The sequence below is a fragment of the Caulobacter sp. 1776 genome, from assembly GCF_040545685.1.
In the GTDB taxonomy this organism is placed as follows: domain Bacteria; phylum Pseudomonadota; class Alphaproteobacteria; order Caulobacterales; family Caulobacteraceae; genus Caulobacter.
The window spans coordinates 431390-446495 of the sequence record NZ_JBEPMI010000002.1; the positions used below are offsets into that span (position 1 = coordinate 431390).

Below are 15106 nucleotides of genomic sequence, written 5' to 3' on the forward strand. Positions count from 1 at the left end.
GGGAAAAGGACGGCCGGGCGCGACCCGGCCGTTGAGTTGAGGGGGAGTGGGAAGAAGGAGGGACGGCCGCGAGTTAGGCGGCGCTGTCCTGGATGGCGATGATCGTCTGGTCGGTGGCCAGGGCCGCGCCGCCGTTCGCGTTGATCTGGGCCGTGAACGGATAGGTCCGGATCACCGCCTTCTCGCCGTCGTCGGGCGTGTCGCCGGTCAGCTTGATCATCGGCAGGTTGATGACCACGAAGTCGGCGTTGGCGGTGGCGTCCTCGGTGACCGCCAGGACCAGCGAGGTGGTCGAGCGACCTTCGTAGATGGTCTGCAGGGTCACGCTGTCGAACTTGGCCGTGAACGAGCCCGACACGGCGATGCGGCCGCGCTGGATGTCGTCGACCACGTTCGAGCCCACCACGGCGTCGCTGTGGGCGGCGTTGCCGTTGATGGTCACCTGGGCGCCGGTGACGTTGGCGACCGGAGCGCCGTTGACCAGGATCACGCCGTTCACGGCCGTCAGGATGTCGGTGACCGTCTCGGCGTTGGGCGAGGTCAGTACCTGGGCGGCGCCCAGGACGCGGGTGCGGCCCACCGTGTCGAGGCTGATCGTGGCGTTGCCGGTGGCCGGCAGGTTCAGCGCGGCCTGGCCCACCTGCTGGTCGGCATAGGCTTCCGAGCGGCCCAGATCCGGATACCACTCCTCGAAGGTGTAGTAGTCGTTGGTGTGGCCCGACAGCGGGACCAGAGACTTCTTGCCGGTGACGGCGACGGTGGCGCCGGTGATCGGACCCTCGGCGGCCATGGTCGCGCCGTTGATCACCCGGACCGTGGCCACCGTGGCCGTCAGCGTGATGATCAGCAGGTTCTTCTGGGTGTTGGCGGCGTTGAACGTGCCCGCCGTCAAGCGCACCACGTCGCCGACCTTGAAGCCGTCGGTCAGGTACGAGCCGGCGGCGCGGGTCAGGGTCCAGTTCTGGCCCGCGGCGGCGATCGTGATCGACGCGCCGGCCGCCGAGACGCCCGCGGTCATGTCCTTGCGCAGCAGCGAGCCCAGCAGGACGCCATAGGTGCCCGGCGACAACAGGCCATCGATCTTGCCGGCCGGCTTGACCACGCCCAGGCCGACGCCCGTCGACTGCTGGTGGCTGACGATCTCGTTGCTTTCGAAGGTGTCCGGCGGGGCTTGGAACACCGAGGTCGTGCGGCGGACGATCTGGCCGCCCGCACCGGCGGCGGGCGCGCCGAGGCCGGTCTGCTTCTTGTAGACGGTCTTCTTGTTGATGCCCTGGGCGACGGCCATGGGGATCTTCTCCTGGGAAGTTGTCGGGATGGGTGGAGGGGCTGGACGGGAGGCCGTCCCTTCGGGCGGAGACCGCCGTCAGCTGGTGATCGTGGCCAGAAACGGGACCTGGACGGGCGTGACGTAGCGGTCGCCCTCCAGGGTCGCGGCCAGGATGAGCGGGGTGCGCGCGACCAGGGCGGTCAGGCCGTCGGCCGTGAACGCGGCGCCGCGATAGAAGGTGGCGCGCAGCAGCTCGATGCGCGTGGCGGCGTCGGCCGTCCCGGCGCCCTGCGGGTAGCAGAGGGTCACCACGAACATGCCGCCCTGCTGGAAGCTGCGGCCGTACTCGATGTTGACCGGCTCGGCGAAGGTCATGGTCACCCGCTGGTACGGCGTCCCCGCCGTCGGCGTGTAGGTCGTGTTCTCCCAGGCCGTGGCCAGGGCCGGGCTCATCGCGGCCAGCGCTGTCTCCAGCGCCGTGCGGATCTTCAGCACGCTCATCGGCGGACCGTCGGAACAGAGGCGAGCGAACGGGTCGCGAGAGCCGCGAGGCTCCCGACGTCGGGGGCGAGGGTCATGTCGGAGTCCCTGGTGGCGGGCGAGACGAGGAACCGCCCTGCGAAGGAGGGCGAGTTCACGAAAGAATCTCCGCGCTCCAAGTCGAAGCGCGAGATTCAGAAAGGACTTGGGGCCGGATTTAAGTCTTCGGAGATCGATAGCGCCGCTGAAGGCGTATCTCCGAGACTGTTCTGATTAAACCATCGACCTTCCCGACAGTCAATCTGTTTGTTCGTTATTTGCTCTCAATTTTACGGTCTCGCGAGATCTGCTTGGCCAGCGCCACGACGATATCCAGAGCCTCGATCAGGACTTCGCGATGACGCGTGAAGGCGCGGCCGGCGCCCCAGGCGGACAGGCTGGTCCCCTCGCCCGCCACCGCGCGCAGCAGGCGCAGGGCCATGGGCTTGTCGGCCAGCGACATCGCCACCGCCCGGTCGGCGCGGGCCACGAAGTCCAGCATGCGGGCGCGGCGCAGCCGGGCGGCCACGAAGCGGTCGTTGTCATGGCCGCCGCCGCTGCCCGGCTCGAGGCCGGCGACGCGCAGGTCACGGCCCCGGGCCTCGAAGCCGGCGCGGTACAGCAGACCGACGGCGTAGTGGGCGTCGGTGATGTGGCCGCTCTGGCGCAAGCTGCGCAGGCCATCGCGGCTGGAGATCCGCAAGGGCCCCTCTTCGGTCTCGACCGCTTCGCCGCGCGCGCGGGCCAAGGCCAGGGTGTCGACTAGGCCGGCGGAAATCTCGGCCGCCTCGGTGCGCGCCAGCTGGGCGCCGGCGATCCGCAGCACGGCCTCGCGCGCCGCCTGGCGAGCGGCGGGACTGATCGCCAGCGCCGCCGCGCGGTCGGCGCGAGCCAGGTCTCTGAGCTCGGCCGATGTCAGCCCTTCGGGGCGGATGACTTGGACGGAAATGACGGTTCCCCTTTCGATGTGTTCAGCGTCCGAAGCGGACGCCGCGTCGGTTTTCGGCCAGGGCGTGACGGCGAGCCTCGCCGGCGCACACCTGGGCCACGAAGTCGTGGCCTTCGCTCTCGGCCAGCATTCGCCCGGCGGCGCGGATGATCGCGCACAGCATCGGCTTGCGCGGCCCGCAGGCGCGAACGGCTTGGTCGATCGCGCCCTCGGCGACGTCGTCCTGGAGCCCGCTCACCCCTAGGCCTCCAGAGCGTCCCGGCCGGCCGGCGTCAGGCCGACCCGGCAGGGTCGCCCGCCGAGGCGCTCGATCAGGCCCAGCAGCCGGGCGGCCTGGGCGCGGTCGCTGCCGGCCGACAGGCTGACGGCCATCTCGTCGGCCAGGTCGGCCAGGGTCAGAGCCCCCTCGGCCAGCGCCTCCAGCACGGCCAGGACCTTGGCCGGAACGACGGGCTCGTCCTGCGCCGCGCCGCATAGGCGGCTGCGGATGGCCTCGGACAGCGCGTAACGGTCGGGGCGCGGATCGCCCATCAGCCGCGCGGTCAGGACGGCGCGCGGCGGCCGGCGATCGGCGTCGGTGCGGCGCGCGCTATAGGCATGAATAGGCGCATGACCGGCCGGACCGGTCGCGGGGATCGGAATCATCTGGGACTTCCTGCGGCTGAGCCGATGGAGGGAATTTCGCGGGAGACCGCCCGGCTCGCGTCGCCAGGGCGGAGTTCTCGGAATATCCAATTTGTACCAAATACAAATTTGCATGGCAAGCAAATTTTGTGTTTAATGAGCGGACAACCCCCTTTCGCACTCACCCCCGGATTTGCATGACCCCCGACCGGCAGGCCAAGGCGAAGCAGCGCGCGAAGACCTTCATCCGCGCCTGGCGCAAGCATCGCGACATGAACCTGGAACAGGCCGTCGAACGGCTGGAGCTCGAGGTCGGCTATCCCTATTCGGTCGCCCAGCTCTCGCGCGTCGAGCGCGGCGAGACCGGCTATTCGCAGGACGTGCTGGAGGCCCTGGCGACCATCTATCGCTGCGAGCCGGCGGACCTGATCATGCGCGACCCGGCGGCGGGCGAGGCGATCTGGTCGATCTGGGACCAGCTTCAGCCGGTGCAGCGGATCCAGCTGGTCGAGATCGGCCAAACCCTCAAGAAGACAGGGTAATTCTCGCTCAATCCAGCGCCAGGATCTCGCCCTGGCGCTCGATCAGCTTAGGCTTACCCCACAGGCCCGACAGCGGCTCGCCACGCACGCGGTACAGCGCCACGCCCGATGATCGCCGGGCCAGGACCTCCATCTCGCGCCGCGCGTCCGCCTCGAAATAACACTCCCGAACCTCGGTCGGCGCGAGCATTCCGCCCCGCTTTCCGAAGGCCTGTACGCAGAAACGCGTCACCGAGAACACGACAACCTCCGCCTTCAACACCCGTACTCTGCACGCCTCCTTCGCGTGAGTCGATCGGTCGCGGCGGCGCATGCGTCCGACTCTGACGCAGGTTAATTTTTGCATCGAAAGCAAATTCCTGCGGCGCTTCGAAACTTGCACACAGAGCAAATGAACGAGGCCGCGCTTTACGCGTAAACTGTGAAGATATACAACTATGAGAAGTTAATTATCGTAATGCACGAATAGAGTTTCCCGCCACCCACGCCCAAACCCGTTGGAGATCAGACGATGAGCAAATGGCATCCCGTGGTCCTGAAGCTGCAGAAACTGATCAAGGACAACGGCTGGGAGGCGCGGTTCGAGAAGGCCGTGGCCCAGGCCCGGGCATGGAATATTCCCGAGCTGGCCGACCTGAAGGATCTCGAGAGCTACTACGTCTATATCAACGACTTCCTGCGCTGGATCCCCAGCGAGAACGAGCCGGGCCGCGAGGTCTACAACAAACTCTGCAAGTTCTACTTCGTGCTCGACCAGGACGCGGTCATCGACCTGCAGAACAAGGTCATCCCGCACGACAAGGCCCCGCCCCTGACGCCGCTGTCGGCCTGGCTGGTCGAATACGCCGACGCCCTGGGCGCCTTCCTCGACACGCCGGAGTCGCTGACGCCGGCCTCGCTGGAGAGCTTCCGCAAGTCGCCCAGCTACAACATGGACGACTACATCGAGCCGCACGGCGGCTGGAAGAGCTTCAACCAGTTCTTCGCCCGCAACTTCAAGCCCGGCTACCGGCCCGTGGCGGCCGTCGCCGACCAGCGGGTCATCGTCTCGCCCGCCGACTCCACCTTCGCCAGTCAGTGGGAGATCCGCACCGACAGCCACGTGACGGTGAAGAACCTGCACTGGAAGATCGAGGAGCTGATGCAGGGCAGTCCGTACAAGGACCGCTTCGTCAACGGCCTGTTCATGCACGCCTTCCTCGGGCCCAACGACTATCACCGCCAGCACGCGCCGGTCGGCGGCACGGTGCTGGAGGCCCGCGTCATCCCCGGCCAGGTCTATCTGGAGGTGGTGGCCGAACCGGTCGCCGGCGACAGCAATGGCGTCCACAAGCTCAAGCCGCTGCGCGCCTTCGACGCCCCGGACGCGGCCGGCTACCAGTTCGCCCAGGCCCGCGGCCTGGTCGTGCTCGACACCCCCATCGGCCTGGTCGCCGTGCTGCCGATCGGCATGTGCCAGGTCTCGTCGGTGATCCTGACCGCCGAGGTCGGCGTCACCCTGCGCAAGGGCGAGGAGATCTCCTACTTCCAGTTCGGCGGCTCGGACATCATCGTGCTGTTCGAAGCCAAGAGTAACATCAGCTTCACCGCCCAGCCGGGAGTGCACTACAAGACGGGGACGAAGATCGCGGACGCTTATCCGGTGGTGTGAAGGCGGCCGCTAAGGGGGCGGTGGTAGGCCTGGAGGGACTCGAACCCCCAACCAGACCGTTATGAGCGGTCGGCTCTAACCATTGAGCTACAGGCCCGCGCGGATACGTGTGAGCGTACGGCGAGCCGGCGGATTAGCATGAGCCGAACGCGGCTTAAAGCTCCGGTTCAGGTTGAGCCTGTCACCAAGGCGTCCTAGCTGTCGGGCGACGCTTTCTGGCGCCCGACAGCCGTGGAGAAAGAACGATGACCAACACCGCTCGCCGCCCCCTGGCTAACTTCGCTCTCCCCGCCCTGATCGGCGGCGCGTTGCTGATGGGCGCGGCCGCACCCGCCCTGGCCCAGACCGGCTCGGACTCGGCCTTCAAGGCCACCACCTTCAGCCTGTCGGCCTATGGCGAGACCCACGTGGCCCCGGACATGGCCACCATCAACCTGGGCGTCCAGACCGAGGCCCTGACCGCCGCCGACGCCCTGAAGGCCAACGGCGCGCGCATGAACCAGGTGATGGCCGCCCTGAAGAAGGCCGGGATCGCCGAGCGCGACATCCAGACCTCGAACCTCAATCTCAACGCTCAGTACGTCTACGAGCAGAACAAGCCGCCGAGGCTGACCGGCTACCAGGCCTCGAACCAGGTGACGGTCACGGTCCGCGACCTGACCAAGCTGGGCGCGAGCGTGGACGCCACGGTCAATGCCGGCGCCAACACGATCAACGGCGTCAGCTTCGGCCTGGCCAATCCGCAGGCCGCCGAGGACGCCGCGCGCCTGGAGGCGGTGAAGGCCCTGCAAGCCAAGGCCGAGCTCTATGGCCGCGCGACGGGCTACAAGGCCGTGCGCCTGGTCAATCTGAGCGAAGGCGGCGGCTACGCGCCCGCCCCGCCGCCGATGCCGATGTACGCCATGGCCAAGCGCGAGATGGCCGACGCGACCAGCATCGCGGCCGGCGAGCTGAAGGTGCGGATCGACGTCAACGCCGTCTACGAAGCCGCCAAGTAGAGACGAAAAAGCCGCCGCCGGGAGCCCGGCGGCGGCTTTGATCTTTTCGGGCTAGAAGCCGGCCTTCTTGAAGGCCCGCTCGACCCGGTCCTTGATCTCCAGGCCCGGCAGGGCGCGTTCGCCCTCCATGACGGCGACATAGGTCAGGTGGCGGTCGGGCTTGCCCTCGCCGGTCGGGACCGGGCCGATGGCCCAGCCGACCGTGTTGGCCGCGCTCGACGGGCAGCTGAGGAAGCGCGCCGGCTTGCCGAGATTGGCCTTCACCAGGTCCTCGGCGGTGGTCTGCGCGCCCTCGCAATCAGGCAGGTTGCGCGAGCAGGTGATATAGCCGCCGCCGCGCCAGACCAGCTTGCCCTTGGCGTCGGCGATCACGACGCAAGTCGAGGGCGAGCCGATCGAGCGGCCGACCGCCTGGGTCAGGACACTTTCATCGATGCCTTCGGGCAGCTTGGGCGAGCAGGCGGTGAGGCCGACCGCGGCGAGCGCGACAAACGCCCCTCGCCCCATCCAGGGCCGGCGCATCAGGCCGCCTTCTTGATCAGATTGCCGTCGTCCAGCAGCACGACGGTCGGGGCGTAGTTGCGCGCCTCCTCGGCCGCCATCTGGCAGTAGGTCACCACGATGACGAGGTCGTTCTTCTGCACCAGGCGAGCGGCGGCGCCGTTGACGCCGATCACCTTCGAGCCGCGCGGGGCTTCGATCGCATAGGTGGTGAAACGCGCGCCGTTGGTGATGTTCAGCACGTCGACCTGCTCGTTCGGCAGGATGCCCGAGGCGTCCAGCAGGTCGCGGTCGATGGCGATCGAGCCTTCGTAGTCGAGGTCGGCCTGGGTCACCGTGGCGCGGTGCAGCTTGGCCTTGAGCATGGTGAGCAGCATGGCGGGGAAGTCTATCCCTTTGAACGTTTTGGGGTCTTCCGGGCCGCCACACACAAGGCCCGTTGAACAGGTCCCGCCATATAGACACGAACCCACCGGGGTTCAATCGCACTGCAACATGACGACAAAGGTTAACAGTGGGGTGATTTCACGCTAGAGCTTAACAGAACGCGGTTCTGTGGGGAAAACCATGCGTCTTGGAAAATGGTGGGCGACGGCGGCGGCCGTCGCCGTGACCTTGGCTGCGGGGGTGGCCTGGATCTCGACAAGCAAGGCGCAGACGCGGGTGGATCCCACCACGGGGCGTCCCATTCCCGGCGCGGCGCCGGCGGCGCCCACGATCGCCAGGCCGACGGCCGGGCTCGCCGCGCTGGTGGCCCGCCCCCGTAGCCGCGTCGACTGGCAGGGCGCCGTCGGCGGTCTGCGGCAGTCGGGTAATGTCGGCGAGAGTCTCGGGGCCAATCTCAACCGCGACCAAGTCGACATCACCGCCGTACCGATCCTGCTGCCACGCGACGCGAAGCTGACCGCCGGCGCGCGGATCTACAGCTTCGGCGACTACTACACGATCACGGCCGATGTGCCGGGCGGCGGCGTCTCGCTGAGCGGAACCACCACGACCGTGCCGATGCCGGCGGCCAAGCCCCTGAAGATCGAGAGCGGGCCGGAGATGCTGACCGTGCAGCGCACCGTGGACGGCCAGTTGGCCAGCTTCGTGCGCTACGGCGTGCTCTACACCGTGGAGATCCGCTGCGACACGTCCAGCGATCCGCGCTGCGTCGACGACAACTACGTGCTGGGCCTGGTCGGCAAGACCACGGCCGTGGTCCTGGGCAAGGCCGCCCGGGCCGAAGCCGGGCTGGGAGGTTGAGCATGCGCATCTCCCCGCTCCTGCTGATCGCCGCCTTGGCCCTGGCGCCGCTGGCCGCCTGCGACGACACCACCAAGACCCCGGCGACCGGCGAAACGCCCAAGCCGCCTTCGCCCGAGCCTGGACCACCTCAGGCCGACGACGCGCCCAGCGACGGCGGCGCCGAGCAGCCGTCCAGCGAGCCGGTGCCGCCCAGCCCCGATCCCGCGCCGCAGCCGCCAGTGGAGCCATCTGGGCCACCCACGCCCTCGCCAGCGACCTTCGATCACGCCCCCGCCGGGGCGATCCCGGCCGGACAGGGCCCGGGCTATCTGGACCGCACCGTCTGGTCGCCGAACATGTGCTGGCCGATGGCCGAGGCCGGCTTCCCGAACTCGCAGGTCTATGGGCCCGGCGGCGGCATGGGCCCGCCCGGCAAGCCCAGCCAGTGCGATACGCTGAACTACAGCCTGCCCTGGCATGACACCTTCTGCGAGGCTCGCTCGCGCGCCAATCCGCTGTGCGCGGGGGCAGGCACGGGCCACCAGGGTCAAGACATCCGCCCGGCCACCTGCAAGAAGAACGAGCACTGGGCCGTGGCGGCCGAGGCCGGCACCATCACCGACATCGGGACCTACACCGTCACCCTCGTGGCCAAGGCCGCGCCGCACTACACCTACCGCTACCTGCACATGCAGATGGCGACCCTGGCGGTGAAGGAAGGCGATCAGGTCGCGATCGGCCAGCACCTGGGCAAGGTCTCGAACGATTTCGGCGGCACGCCCACCACCATCCACCTGCACTTCGAGCTGCGGGCCGGCGTGGCCGGAACGACGACCGACGGCAAGCCGATCGCCCTCCACACCTTCCTGCCGCCCTATCTGAGCCTGGCCGAAGCCTATCAGCGCAAGCTGAACGGCAAGGCCTGCGGTTCCTAGCCGACAGCGGCCTTCAGGAACGCGGTCAGGTCGGCGAACAGGGTCGACTTGCCGCGGAACGGCTTGGAGAGCGCCAGCACCGTCCCCGCGTGGTCGACGCCGGGATAGTGATGCTCCTCCACCCTGGCGCCCTTGTCGCGCAGGGCGGCGGCCAGCTTGCGGGTGTTGCGCGGATAGACAGTGGTGTCCTTGTCGCCGGTGGCCAGGAAGACGGGCGGCGCGTCGGCGCGGGCGTAGCGTCCGGGCTGGGTGGCCTCGAGGTCGGACGCCTCGCCAAACGTGCGCCGCGTGACCGGCCCATCCAGCGGCAGGAAGGCGTAGGGTCCCGACAGGCCGGCGAAACCCCGGATGACGCTGGCCTCCACGCCGACGGCCCGCAGGTAGCGCGGGTCCAGGGCTAACATGGCGGCGTTGTAGGCGCCGGCCGAATGGCCGATCAGGACGATCCGGCGGGGATCGCCGCCAAGGCTCGCGGCGTGGTCGACCGCCCAGCGCACGGCCTGGGCGCCGTCCTCGACGAAACCCGGATAACGGACCTCGGGATAGAGCCGATAGTCGGGCGCCAACGTCAGGAAACCCTGGGCGGCCAGGGCGCGGCCGACCCAGCCGTAGTCCTGCCGCCGGCCGCTGTCCCACGAGCCGCCATAGAAGAAGATCGCCACCGGGGCCGGTCCGGCGGTCTTGGGCGGCGCGTAGACGTCGACGCCGCCGCGCGGGCCGGCGGCGTAGCGCGAGCCCCGCGCCTCGACGCGGGCGGCGTCCTTGGGCGTCAAGGTGGCGAACACCGTCAGCGGCGAACACGCCGAGGTCAGCGTCGCCGCCAGAGCGGCCAGGCCCGCGCGTCTGGTCACCCTTGTCGCCGCCATGGCTTGTGCCCGATCGTTCGAAATGCGCTCACGGCCGGCCCTCGACCAGCTTAGCGATGGCGTCGAGATAGTCGGCGAAGGCGGCGCGGCCGGTCTCGCTGAGGGCGACGCGGGTCAGGGGCTTGCGGCCGACGAAGCTCTTGTCGATGGCCACATAGCCTGCCTCCTCCAGCTTGCGCAGGTGAACCGACAGGTTGCCGTCGGTCAGCGACAGCTTGGCCTTCAGGGTGTTGAACTCGGCGCTGCCGGCGCTGGACAGGAACGCCATGATCCCCAGCCGCACGCGACCGTGGATCACCTCGTCCAGGCGGTCGATCTCGAACGCGTCCACGCTCGCTCTCTCTCAGCCTATCGACGGCTCCTGGCGCATCATCGCCAGGCCGGGAAGCAAGGCCAGCAGAAACAGGGCGCCGGCATAGGCCAGCCACACCCAGGCCGAACCAATCAGCAGTCCCAGCCCGATCGCCGTCGCGAACGAGGCCAGCGCCACGGCGCGGATCCAGGCTAGGTTCGAGACCGAGGCGGCCACCCACCAGGCGGCGCCGTACAGCACCAGGACGATCGACGGCGCGAAGCCGATCAGCACGTCCGTTCGCGCCTTCCAGCTGGCGACGGCCAGGGCGGCCATGAGCACGAAGCAACCGACGCCGACGGCGCTCCAGACGTGGTGACTTGCGCGGTTCGCGGTCGACTCCGCGCCCGGCTTGGCGGCCAGGCGACGGATCGACAGCGCCTGGATCGACAGATGGACGAGCATCGCCAGCAGCCACACGCCGAACACCGACACCGGCGGCACGGCGATCACCTGGGCCAGGATCAGCCACTGGACGAAACTGGCCAGGCCGTAACAGCCCCCCGCCGCCGCCAGCCGCGATCCGCCCACCAGCGGCGTGCGCTGGCCGTCCTCGGCCAGGGCCCGCAGGAAGGCGAGGTCGTCGCGGATGGCCTTCACGTCGTCGGTCATGGCGAATCCTCCATGGGAGCCGCCTCACTTTGCGACGTAAAGCGCCAGCAAGCAAAGTGTCTAACGCGCGCGGGGCTGAAGGGCCGACGCCGAACCTCCATGCTCTCGGCCGGACCAGCTCTTGCACGACGGCCGTTCGCATGCCAACACTGAACCATATGGTTCATCATTCAGCGACACGCCTCGACACTGCCTTCGCCGCGCTCTCGGACGCCACCCGGCGGGGCGTGCTGGAGCAGCTTGGGCGCTCGGACGCCTCGATCACCGAGCTGGCCCAGACATTCCACATGACCCTCACGGGCATGAAGAAGCACGTCGGCGTCCTTGAGCAGGCGGGGCTGGTCACGACGGAGAAGATCGGGCGCGTGCGGACCTGCAGGCTCGGCCGGCTTGGACTTGAGGAGGCGGCGGCCTGGATCGAAGGGCGTCGCCGGCTTTGGAACGAACGCTTCGACGCACTGGACGAAGTCGTGGCGGCGATGAAACGCAAGGAGAAGATCGATGGGCGAACGGGTGAGTAGCGGCCGCACGAAGGTCGAGCGGCGGTCCGACCGCGAACTGGTCGTGACGCGGGTCTTCGACGGGCCGGTCCGCGTCGTCTACGATGCGTGGACCAAGGCCGAGCTGTTCCAGCTGTGGTGGGCGCCGAAGTCGTCGGGCGTCCCCATGCTGTCCTGCGAGATGGATGTGCGGGTCGGGGGCGGATACCGCGTCGTGTTCGGACGCGACGCCTCGCAGTCCATGGCGTTCTTCGGCAAGTACCTCGAGGTGGAGCCGCTCTCGCGCCTCGTCTGGTCGAACGACGAAGGCGAGGACGGCGCCGTGACCACGGTGACCTTCGAGGACGAAGGCGACAAGACGCGCCTGGTCCTGAAGGAGCTCTACCCATCCAAGGAAGCCCTCGACGCGTCCTTCGTCGGCATGGAAGATGCGATGCCCGAGCAGTTCGAACAGCTGGACGAGCTTCTCGTCACCCTGGGCGCGAGCGCATGAGCGGCGCCGGCGCCTAGGACGGATCGACATTCAACTTTTGTCGCCTTTCAAATCCGCTCATCCCCGCGAAAGCGGGGACCCAAGCGGACTCTCAGTGTGTTGCTCGGCCCAGAATCCATCCGCCGACTCGGCTTGGGTCCCCGCTTTCGCGGGGATGAGCGGATTTGGGACTGAATGTCGATCGGCGCCTACAGCTTGAAGGCGCCGGCCTCGATCTTGGCGTGCACGGCCTTGGTGATCTTCACGTAGCCCTTGGCCGGATCGCGGAAGTACAGCGGGTCCTTGGTCTTGGTCGGGTCGAAACCGTCGTTGACCAGGTCGATCTTGCGGTACTTGAAGGTGCCGGTGGTCTCGATCGCCTTCTGCAGGCGCACGAACAGCGGCCGGGCGTAGGTGGGCAGGTGTTCGTCGACGTGCTTGCCGAAGGCGGCCATGTCGAAGTCCTCGCCGGTGACGAGGGCGGCCATGCCGGCCTTGCCATCGAGATCGCCGACCTTGACGCCGTAGACGTTGATCTCCTGGATCCCGTCGAAGCCGGCCAGACGTTCGGCCACCTCGCTGGTGGCGACGTTCTCGCCCTTCCAGCGGAAGGTGTCGCCGATGCGGTCGACGAAATAGATGTAGCCGTCGCCGTCCACCTTCATCAGGTCGCCGGTGCGGAACCAGGCGTCGCCTTTGGCGAAGACGTCGTGCAGCACCTTCTTCTCGGTGGCGGCCTTGTCGGCGTAGCCGGTGTAGTTCGAGCGGGCGTCGCTGCCGATATGGCCGATGCACTCGCCGACTTCGCCGGGCGCCACCTCGACGCAATAGCCGTTCGGGCCGCGCACCGGCATCTCGGCCTCGACGTCGAACTTCACGATCCGGATGTTGAACTTGTTCCTCAGATAATTCGGGATCCGGCCGATCGCGCCACGGCGGCCGTCGAAGTTGAACAGCGAGACATTGCCCTCGGTCGCGCCATAGAACTCCAGCACCTCGCCGACCTTGAAGCGGTCCAGCATCTCGTTCCAGACATCGGGCCGCAGGCCGTTGCCGAAGATCATGCGCAGCTTGTGGGCGCGCTCCAGCTCGTGCTCGGGCTGGTTGGCCAGGTAGCGGCACAGCTCGCCGATATAGACGAACATCGTGCAGTGCTCGTTCACGACGTCGGGCCAGAAGTGGGTCGCCGAGAACTTCTTGCGCAGCAGGACCGAGCCGCCGTTCAGCAAGGCCGCGCCCAAGGCGCAGAGGCCGCCGGTGGCGTGATACAGCGGCAGGGTCACATAGATGCGGTCGGTCTCCTTCGCCCCGGTCGAGCCGGCGAAGCCGCGCATATAGAGCTGGGCGCGCATGTGGGTGATGCGCGCGGCCTTGGGCAGGCCCGTCGTGCCGCTGGTGAAGATGTAGAGCGCGGTCTCCTTGGCCGTGATGCCGTCGCGAGCCGTCTCGCGATCGGGGCGCAGCTGGCTGCAGCTCTTCAGCGCCTTGACCAGGTCGCGCTGCTCGCCGTGCGCCGGGCCAAGCACCCACTGGTGCATGTGACGGCCCAGTTGGCCCTTCACGTCCTCGAAACAGGGTGAGGTTTCGGGGTCGACGATGCAGTGCATGGCCTGGGAGATGTTCAGGCAGTGCGCCAGGGCCGCGCCGGTCAGCTGGTTGTTGATCAGGGCCGTGGCGACGCCGACCTTCGACAGGCCGTACCAGATGGCCATGTATTCCAGTCGATTGGGCATGAAGAGCGCCACCGTCTGGCCGCGCGTCAGTCCCTGCCCCTTGGCCCAATGGGCGTAGCGGTTGGCGATGGCGTCGAGCTCGGCGTAGCTCACCGTCTTACCTTCGAAGGTGATCGCCTGGCGGTCGCGCCACTTGTCGACCGCGGCCTCGAGGTCGTCGCAGATCAGATTGGTGCTGTCGGGAGCAATGGACTTCACGCGCTTCAGCGTCCGGGACAGTCCCTTCAGGAACCGGATCTCCCGCTTGATCTTCTGACGCAAACGCATTCTTGCTCTCCCTTCAAACAACCATTGGAGAGCGCCGCGCGACCGGTCAAGCGCCAGCGCGCCGCATTGCAAACCTATCGGTGTTTGCTCAAACCGCGCCGTTTCCGGAGAGGCCCGAAACCTTGAAACGGACCTCGCCGGCGTGAAAGTCCATCGCCACGCTTTCGAACGCCTGCAGGATGTCCGAGCCGATCAGGATGGCGGGTTCCTCGTGCATGCCCCAGAAATCGAACGTGTGGATCGGACCGATCACCATCGATACGCGGCGTAGGACGATGTTACCCAAGGTCAACCGGCTGATCGTCACCAGACGTCCGGGGAGCACCTGACCGGTGACGCTGCGCAGCTCCGTCTCGATGAGCGGACCGACGATCGCACCACGCTCCTGAACCGCCTGCAGCAAGGCGAGATTGCCGGCTGTGGTCGTCGAACCGCTATCGACGAAGGCGACGATCCGGCGGCCGGGCACGAAGGCGTCGATCAAGGTCAGGCCGCTCTTCTGCACGGTGGCCTTGACGGCGATGGTGTCCTGGTCGGGCAACGGCAGGCCCTCGCCCACCAGCATGCGCCGACGCCTGAAATCCAGCAGCAGATTGGCGCCGCCCAGCCATTCGAGCCCCAGGATGCCGTCGACGCGCAGCGTGTCGCGGGGCAACACCGACAAGGTGGTCCGCCGACGGACGCGGCGCCCGACCGAGAGGGTATCGGCCACCACGGTCTCGACGCTCTGGGCGCCGGCGATGCCGTGCATCCTGGTTTGACCGGCGCTAGGCAGGCCCAGCTGCGCGGCCAGTTCGGCGGCGATCACCGAGCTGTTGGCGCCGGTATCGACGAGGAAGGTGAAGGGCCCCTGGCCGTTGAGCAGCGCCTTCACCGTCAGACGCTTGGCGTCGTCCAGATAGCGCAGCGAATCCGCGGGCGAGTCGGCTGGAGCCGGCGGGGTCTGCGTCCGCGCCCGCGCCGCGCCGGGTGCGAACACCGCCGCCGCCATCGAGCTGACTAGCGCGCGACGCTGTACACTTGATATGTCCATTCACGTCCTCCCCAAGGGAAGACGCTATACGGACCGGCGGAACGGCGCCAGA

20 protein-coding genes and 1 tRNA gene are annotated in these 15106 nt (G+C 67.9%); 7 read left to right on the forward strand and 14 right to left on the reverse strand.

Going from position 1 to position 15106, the window contains the following annotated elements; genetic code table 11:
• Positions 1-73: 73 nt before the first annotated feature.
• The 5 genes from ABIC66_RS07420 to ABIC66_RS07440 all read right to left on the reverse strand — a co-directional run bounded on the left by ABIC66_RS07420 (position 74) and on the right by ABIC66_RS07440 (position 3383).
• On the reverse strand, positions 74-1288 hold the full coding sequence (locus tag ABIC66_RS07420) for a phage tail tube protein (protein ID WP_354069013.1): 1215 nt from the start codon (positions 1286-1288) through the stop codon (positions 74-76).
• Between the two features lie 78 nt (positions 1289-1366).
• The gene (locus tag ABIC66_RS07425) at positions 1367-1771 is read right to left on the reverse strand and encodes a phage tail terminator-like protein (protein WP_354069015.1); all 405 of its coding nucleotides are present in this window, start codon (positions 1769-1771) and stop codon (positions 1367-1369) included.
• 292 nt (positions 1772-2063) lie between these two features.
• The gene (locus ABIC66_RS07430; RefSeq protein WP_354069017.1) at positions 2064-2615 is read right to left on the reverse strand and encodes a hypothetical protein; all 552 of its coding nucleotides are present in this window, start codon (positions 2613-2615) and stop codon (positions 2064-2066) included.
• A 145-nt stretch (positions 2616-2760) separates the two neighbouring features.
• Positions 2761-2976 carry a hypothetical protein gene (locus ABIC66_RS07435; protein ID WP_354069019.1) on the reverse strand — a complete coding sequence of 72 codons (216 nt, stop codon included), beginning with the start codon at positions 2974-2976 and terminating at the stop codon, positions 2761-2763.
• Between the two features lie 2 nt (positions 2977-2978).
• Positions 2979-3383, reverse strand: a complete 405-nt coding sequence (locus ABIC66_RS07440) for a hypothetical protein (RefSeq protein WP_354069021.1) — start codon at positions 3381-3383, stop codon at positions 2979-2981.
• A 176-nt stretch (positions 3384-3559) separates the two neighbouring features.
• Here ABIC66_RS07440 and ABIC66_RS07445 point away from each other — a divergent pair, with 176 nt between their 5' ends.
• Positions 3560-3904, forward strand: a complete 345-nt coding sequence (locus tag ABIC66_RS07445; protein WP_354069023.1) for a helix-turn-helix domain-containing protein — start codon at positions 3560-3562, stop codon at positions 3902-3904.
• A gap of 7 nt (positions 3905-3911) precedes the next feature.
• Here the strand turns inward: ABIC66_RS07445 and ABIC66_RS07450 are convergent, their stop codons facing one another.
• Positions 3912-4094: a hypothetical protein gene (locus ABIC66_RS07450; RefSeq protein WP_354069025.1), complete on the reverse strand. Its 183-nt coding sequence runs from the start codon at positions 4092-4094 to the stop codon at positions 3912-3914.
• 321 nt (positions 4095-4415) lie between these two features.
• Here ABIC66_RS07450 and ABIC66_RS07455 point away from each other — a divergent pair, with 321 nt between their 5' ends.
• Complete coding sequence (locus ABIC66_RS07455) at positions 4416-5555, forward strand: phosphatidylserine decarboxylase (protein WP_354069027.1); 1140 nt, start codon at positions 4416-4418, stop codon at positions 5553-5555.
• A gap of 21 nt (positions 5556-5576) precedes the next feature.
• On the opposite strand, the gene ABIC66_RS07460 is transcribed toward ABIC66_RS07455, so the two are convergent.
• Positions 5577-5652: transfer RNA gene (locus ABIC66_RS07460), tRNA-Ile, on the reverse strand.
• Positions 5653-5800: 148 nt separating this feature from the next.
• Here ABIC66_RS07460 and ABIC66_RS07465 point away from each other — a divergent pair.
• Positions 5801-6553 (forward strand): SIMPL domain-containing protein, encoded by a 753-nt coding sequence (locus ABIC66_RS07465; protein WP_354069029.1) that lies wholly within the window; start codon positions 5801-5803, stop codon positions 6551-6553.
• A gap of 51 nt (positions 6554-6604) precedes the next feature.
• Here ABIC66_RS07465 and ABIC66_RS07470 read toward each other — a convergent pair whose 3' ends face one another.
• Together ABIC66_RS07470 and panD are read right to left on the reverse strand one after the other, a co-directional pair.
• Positions 6605-7075, reverse strand: coding sequence for a hypothetical protein (locus tag ABIC66_RS07470; RefSeq protein WP_354069031.1), 471 nt, complete (start codon positions 7073-7075; stop codon positions 6605-6607).
• Positions 7075-7431 carry an aspartate 1-decarboxylase gene (gene panD / locus ABIC66_RS07475; protein WP_354069033.1) on the reverse strand — a complete coding sequence of 119 codons (357 nt, stop codon included), beginning with the start codon at positions 7429-7431 and terminating at the stop codon, positions 7075-7077. Before panD ends, ABIC66_RS07470 begins: the two co-directional genes overlap by 1 nt.
• 178 nt (positions 7432-7609) lie before the next feature.
• Here panD and ABIC66_RS07480 point away from each other — a divergent pair, with 178 nt between their 5' ends.
• Positions 7610-8302, forward strand: coding sequence for a hypothetical protein (locus ABIC66_RS07480; protein ID WP_354069035.1), 693 nt, complete (start codon positions 7610-7612; stop codon positions 8300-8302).
• 2 nt (positions 8303-8304) lie between these two features.
• On the forward strand, positions 8305-9219 hold the full coding sequence (locus ABIC66_RS07485) for a M23 family metallopeptidase (RefSeq protein WP_354069037.1): 915 nt from the start codon (positions 8305-8307) through the stop codon (positions 9217-9219).
• On the opposite strand, the gene ABIC66_RS07490 is transcribed toward ABIC66_RS07485, so the two are convergent.
• Genes ABIC66_RS07490 through ABIC66_RS07500 form a run of 3 tightly spaced genes read right to left on the reverse strand, consistent with a single transcriptional unit; the run spans position 9216 to position 11049 of the window.
• The gene (locus ABIC66_RS07490; RefSeq protein WP_502910323.1) at positions 9216-10070 is read right to left on the reverse strand and encodes an alpha/beta hydrolase; all 855 of its coding nucleotides are present in this window, start codon (positions 10068-10070) and stop codon (positions 9216-9218) included. The two genes, ABIC66_RS07485 and ABIC66_RS07490, sit on opposite strands and share 4 nt — an antisense overlap.
• A 43-nt stretch (positions 10071-10113) precedes the next feature.
• Positions 10114-10416, reverse strand: a complete 303-nt coding sequence (locus tag ABIC66_RS07495; RefSeq protein ID WP_354069040.1) for a winged helix-turn-helix domain-containing protein — start codon at positions 10414-10416, stop codon at positions 10114-10116.
• A gap of 12 nt (positions 10417-10428) precedes the next feature.
• Positions 10429-11049, reverse strand: a complete 621-nt coding sequence (locus ABIC66_RS07500; protein ID WP_354069042.1) for a hypothetical protein — start codon at positions 11047-11049, stop codon at positions 10429-10431.
• 158 nt (positions 11050-11207) lie between these two features.
• Between ABIC66_RS07500 and ABIC66_RS07505 the strand changes: the two genes are divergently transcribed.
• Both ABIC66_RS07505 and ABIC66_RS07510 read left to right on the forward strand, forming a co-directional pair.
• Positions 11208-11570, forward strand: coding sequence for an ArsR/SmtB family transcription factor (locus ABIC66_RS07505; RefSeq protein WP_354069391.1), 363 nt, complete (start codon positions 11208-11210; stop codon positions 11568-11570).
• Entirely contained in the window at positions 11551-12042 is a 492-nt protein-coding gene (locus ABIC66_RS07510) for an SRPBCC family protein (protein ID WP_354069044.1), read from the forward strand. The genes ABIC66_RS07505 and ABIC66_RS07510 overlap by 20 nt, the downstream gene beginning before the upstream one ends.
• A gap of 188 nt (positions 12043-12230) precedes the next feature.
• Here ABIC66_RS07510 and ABIC66_RS07515 read toward each other — a convergent pair whose 3' ends face one another.
• Positions 12231-14021, reverse strand: a complete 1791-nt coding sequence (locus ABIC66_RS07515; protein ID WP_354069046.1) for a long-chain-acyl-CoA synthetase — start codon at positions 14019-14021, stop codon at positions 12231-12233.
• Between the two features lie 88 nt (positions 14022-14109).
• Positions 14110-15054 (reverse strand): aspartyl protease family protein, encoded by a 945-nt coding sequence (locus ABIC66_RS07520; RefSeq protein WP_354069048.1) that lies wholly within the window; start codon positions 15052-15054, stop codon positions 14110-14112.
• Positions 15055-15106: the final 52 nt, after the last annotated feature.

Bases quoted from the DNA above. Each gene is read 5' to 3' on its own strand.
- ABIC66_RS07485 (WP_354069037.1), top strand. From the start codon at position 8,305: ATGCGCATCTCCCCGCTCCTGCTGATCGCCGCCTTGGCCCTGGCGCCG.
- ABIC66_RS07420 (WP_354069013.1), bottom strand. From the start codon at position 1,288: ATGGCCGTCGCCCAGGGCATCAACAAGAAGACCGTCTACAAGAAGCAG.
- ABIC66_RS07515 (WP_354069046.1), bottom strand. From the start codon at position 14,021: ATGCGTTTGCGTCAGAAGATCAAGCGGGAGATCCGGTTCCTGAAGGGA.
- ABIC66_RS07455 (WP_354069027.1), top strand. From the start codon at position 4,416: ATGAGCAAATGGCATCCCGTGGTCCTGAAGCTGCAGAAACTGATCAAG.
- ABIC66_RS07425 (WP_354069015.1), bottom strand. From the start codon at position 1,771: ATGAGCGTGCTGAAGATCCGCACGGCGCTGGAGACAGCGCTGGCCGCG.
- panD (WP_354069033.1), bottom strand. From the start codon at position 7,431: ATGCTGCTCACCATGCTCAAGGCCAAGCTGCACCGCGCCACGGTGACC.
- ABIC66_RS07510 (WP_354069044.1), top strand. From the start codon at position 11,551: ATGGGCGAACGGGTGAGTAGCGGCCGCACGAAGGTCGAGCGGCGGTCC.
- ABIC66_RS07505 (WP_354069391.1), top strand. From the start codon at position 11,208: ATGGTTCATCATTCAGCGACACGCCTCGACACTGCCTTCGCCGCGCTC.
- ABIC66_RS07450 (WP_354069025.1), bottom strand. From the start codon at position 4,094: ATGCTCGCGCCGACCGAGGTTCGGGAGTGTTATTTCGAGGCGGACGCG.
- ABIC66_RS07465 (WP_354069029.1), top strand. From the start codon at position 5,801: ATGACCAACACCGCTCGCCGCCCCCTGGCTAACTTCGCTCTCCCCGCC.
- ABIC66_RS07500 (WP_354069042.1), bottom strand. From the start codon at position 11,049: ATGACCGACGACGTGAAGGCCATCCGCGACGACCTCGCCTTCCTGCGG.
- ABIC66_RS07470 (WP_354069031.1), bottom strand. From the start codon at position 7,075: ATGCGCCGGCCCTGGATGGGGCGAGGGGCGTTTGTCGCGCTCGCCGCG.
- ABIC66_RS07440 (WP_354069021.1), bottom strand. From the start codon at position 3,383: ATGATTCCGATCCCCGCGACCGGTCCGGCCGGTCATGCGCCTATTCAT.
- ABIC66_RS07445 (WP_354069023.1), top strand. From the start codon at position 3,560: ATGACCCCCGACCGGCAGGCCAAGGCGAAGCAGCGCGCGAAGACCTTC.
- ABIC66_RS07520 (WP_354069048.1), bottom strand. From the start codon at position 15,054: ATGGACATATCAAGTGTACAGCGTCGCGCGCTAGTCAGCTCGATGGCG.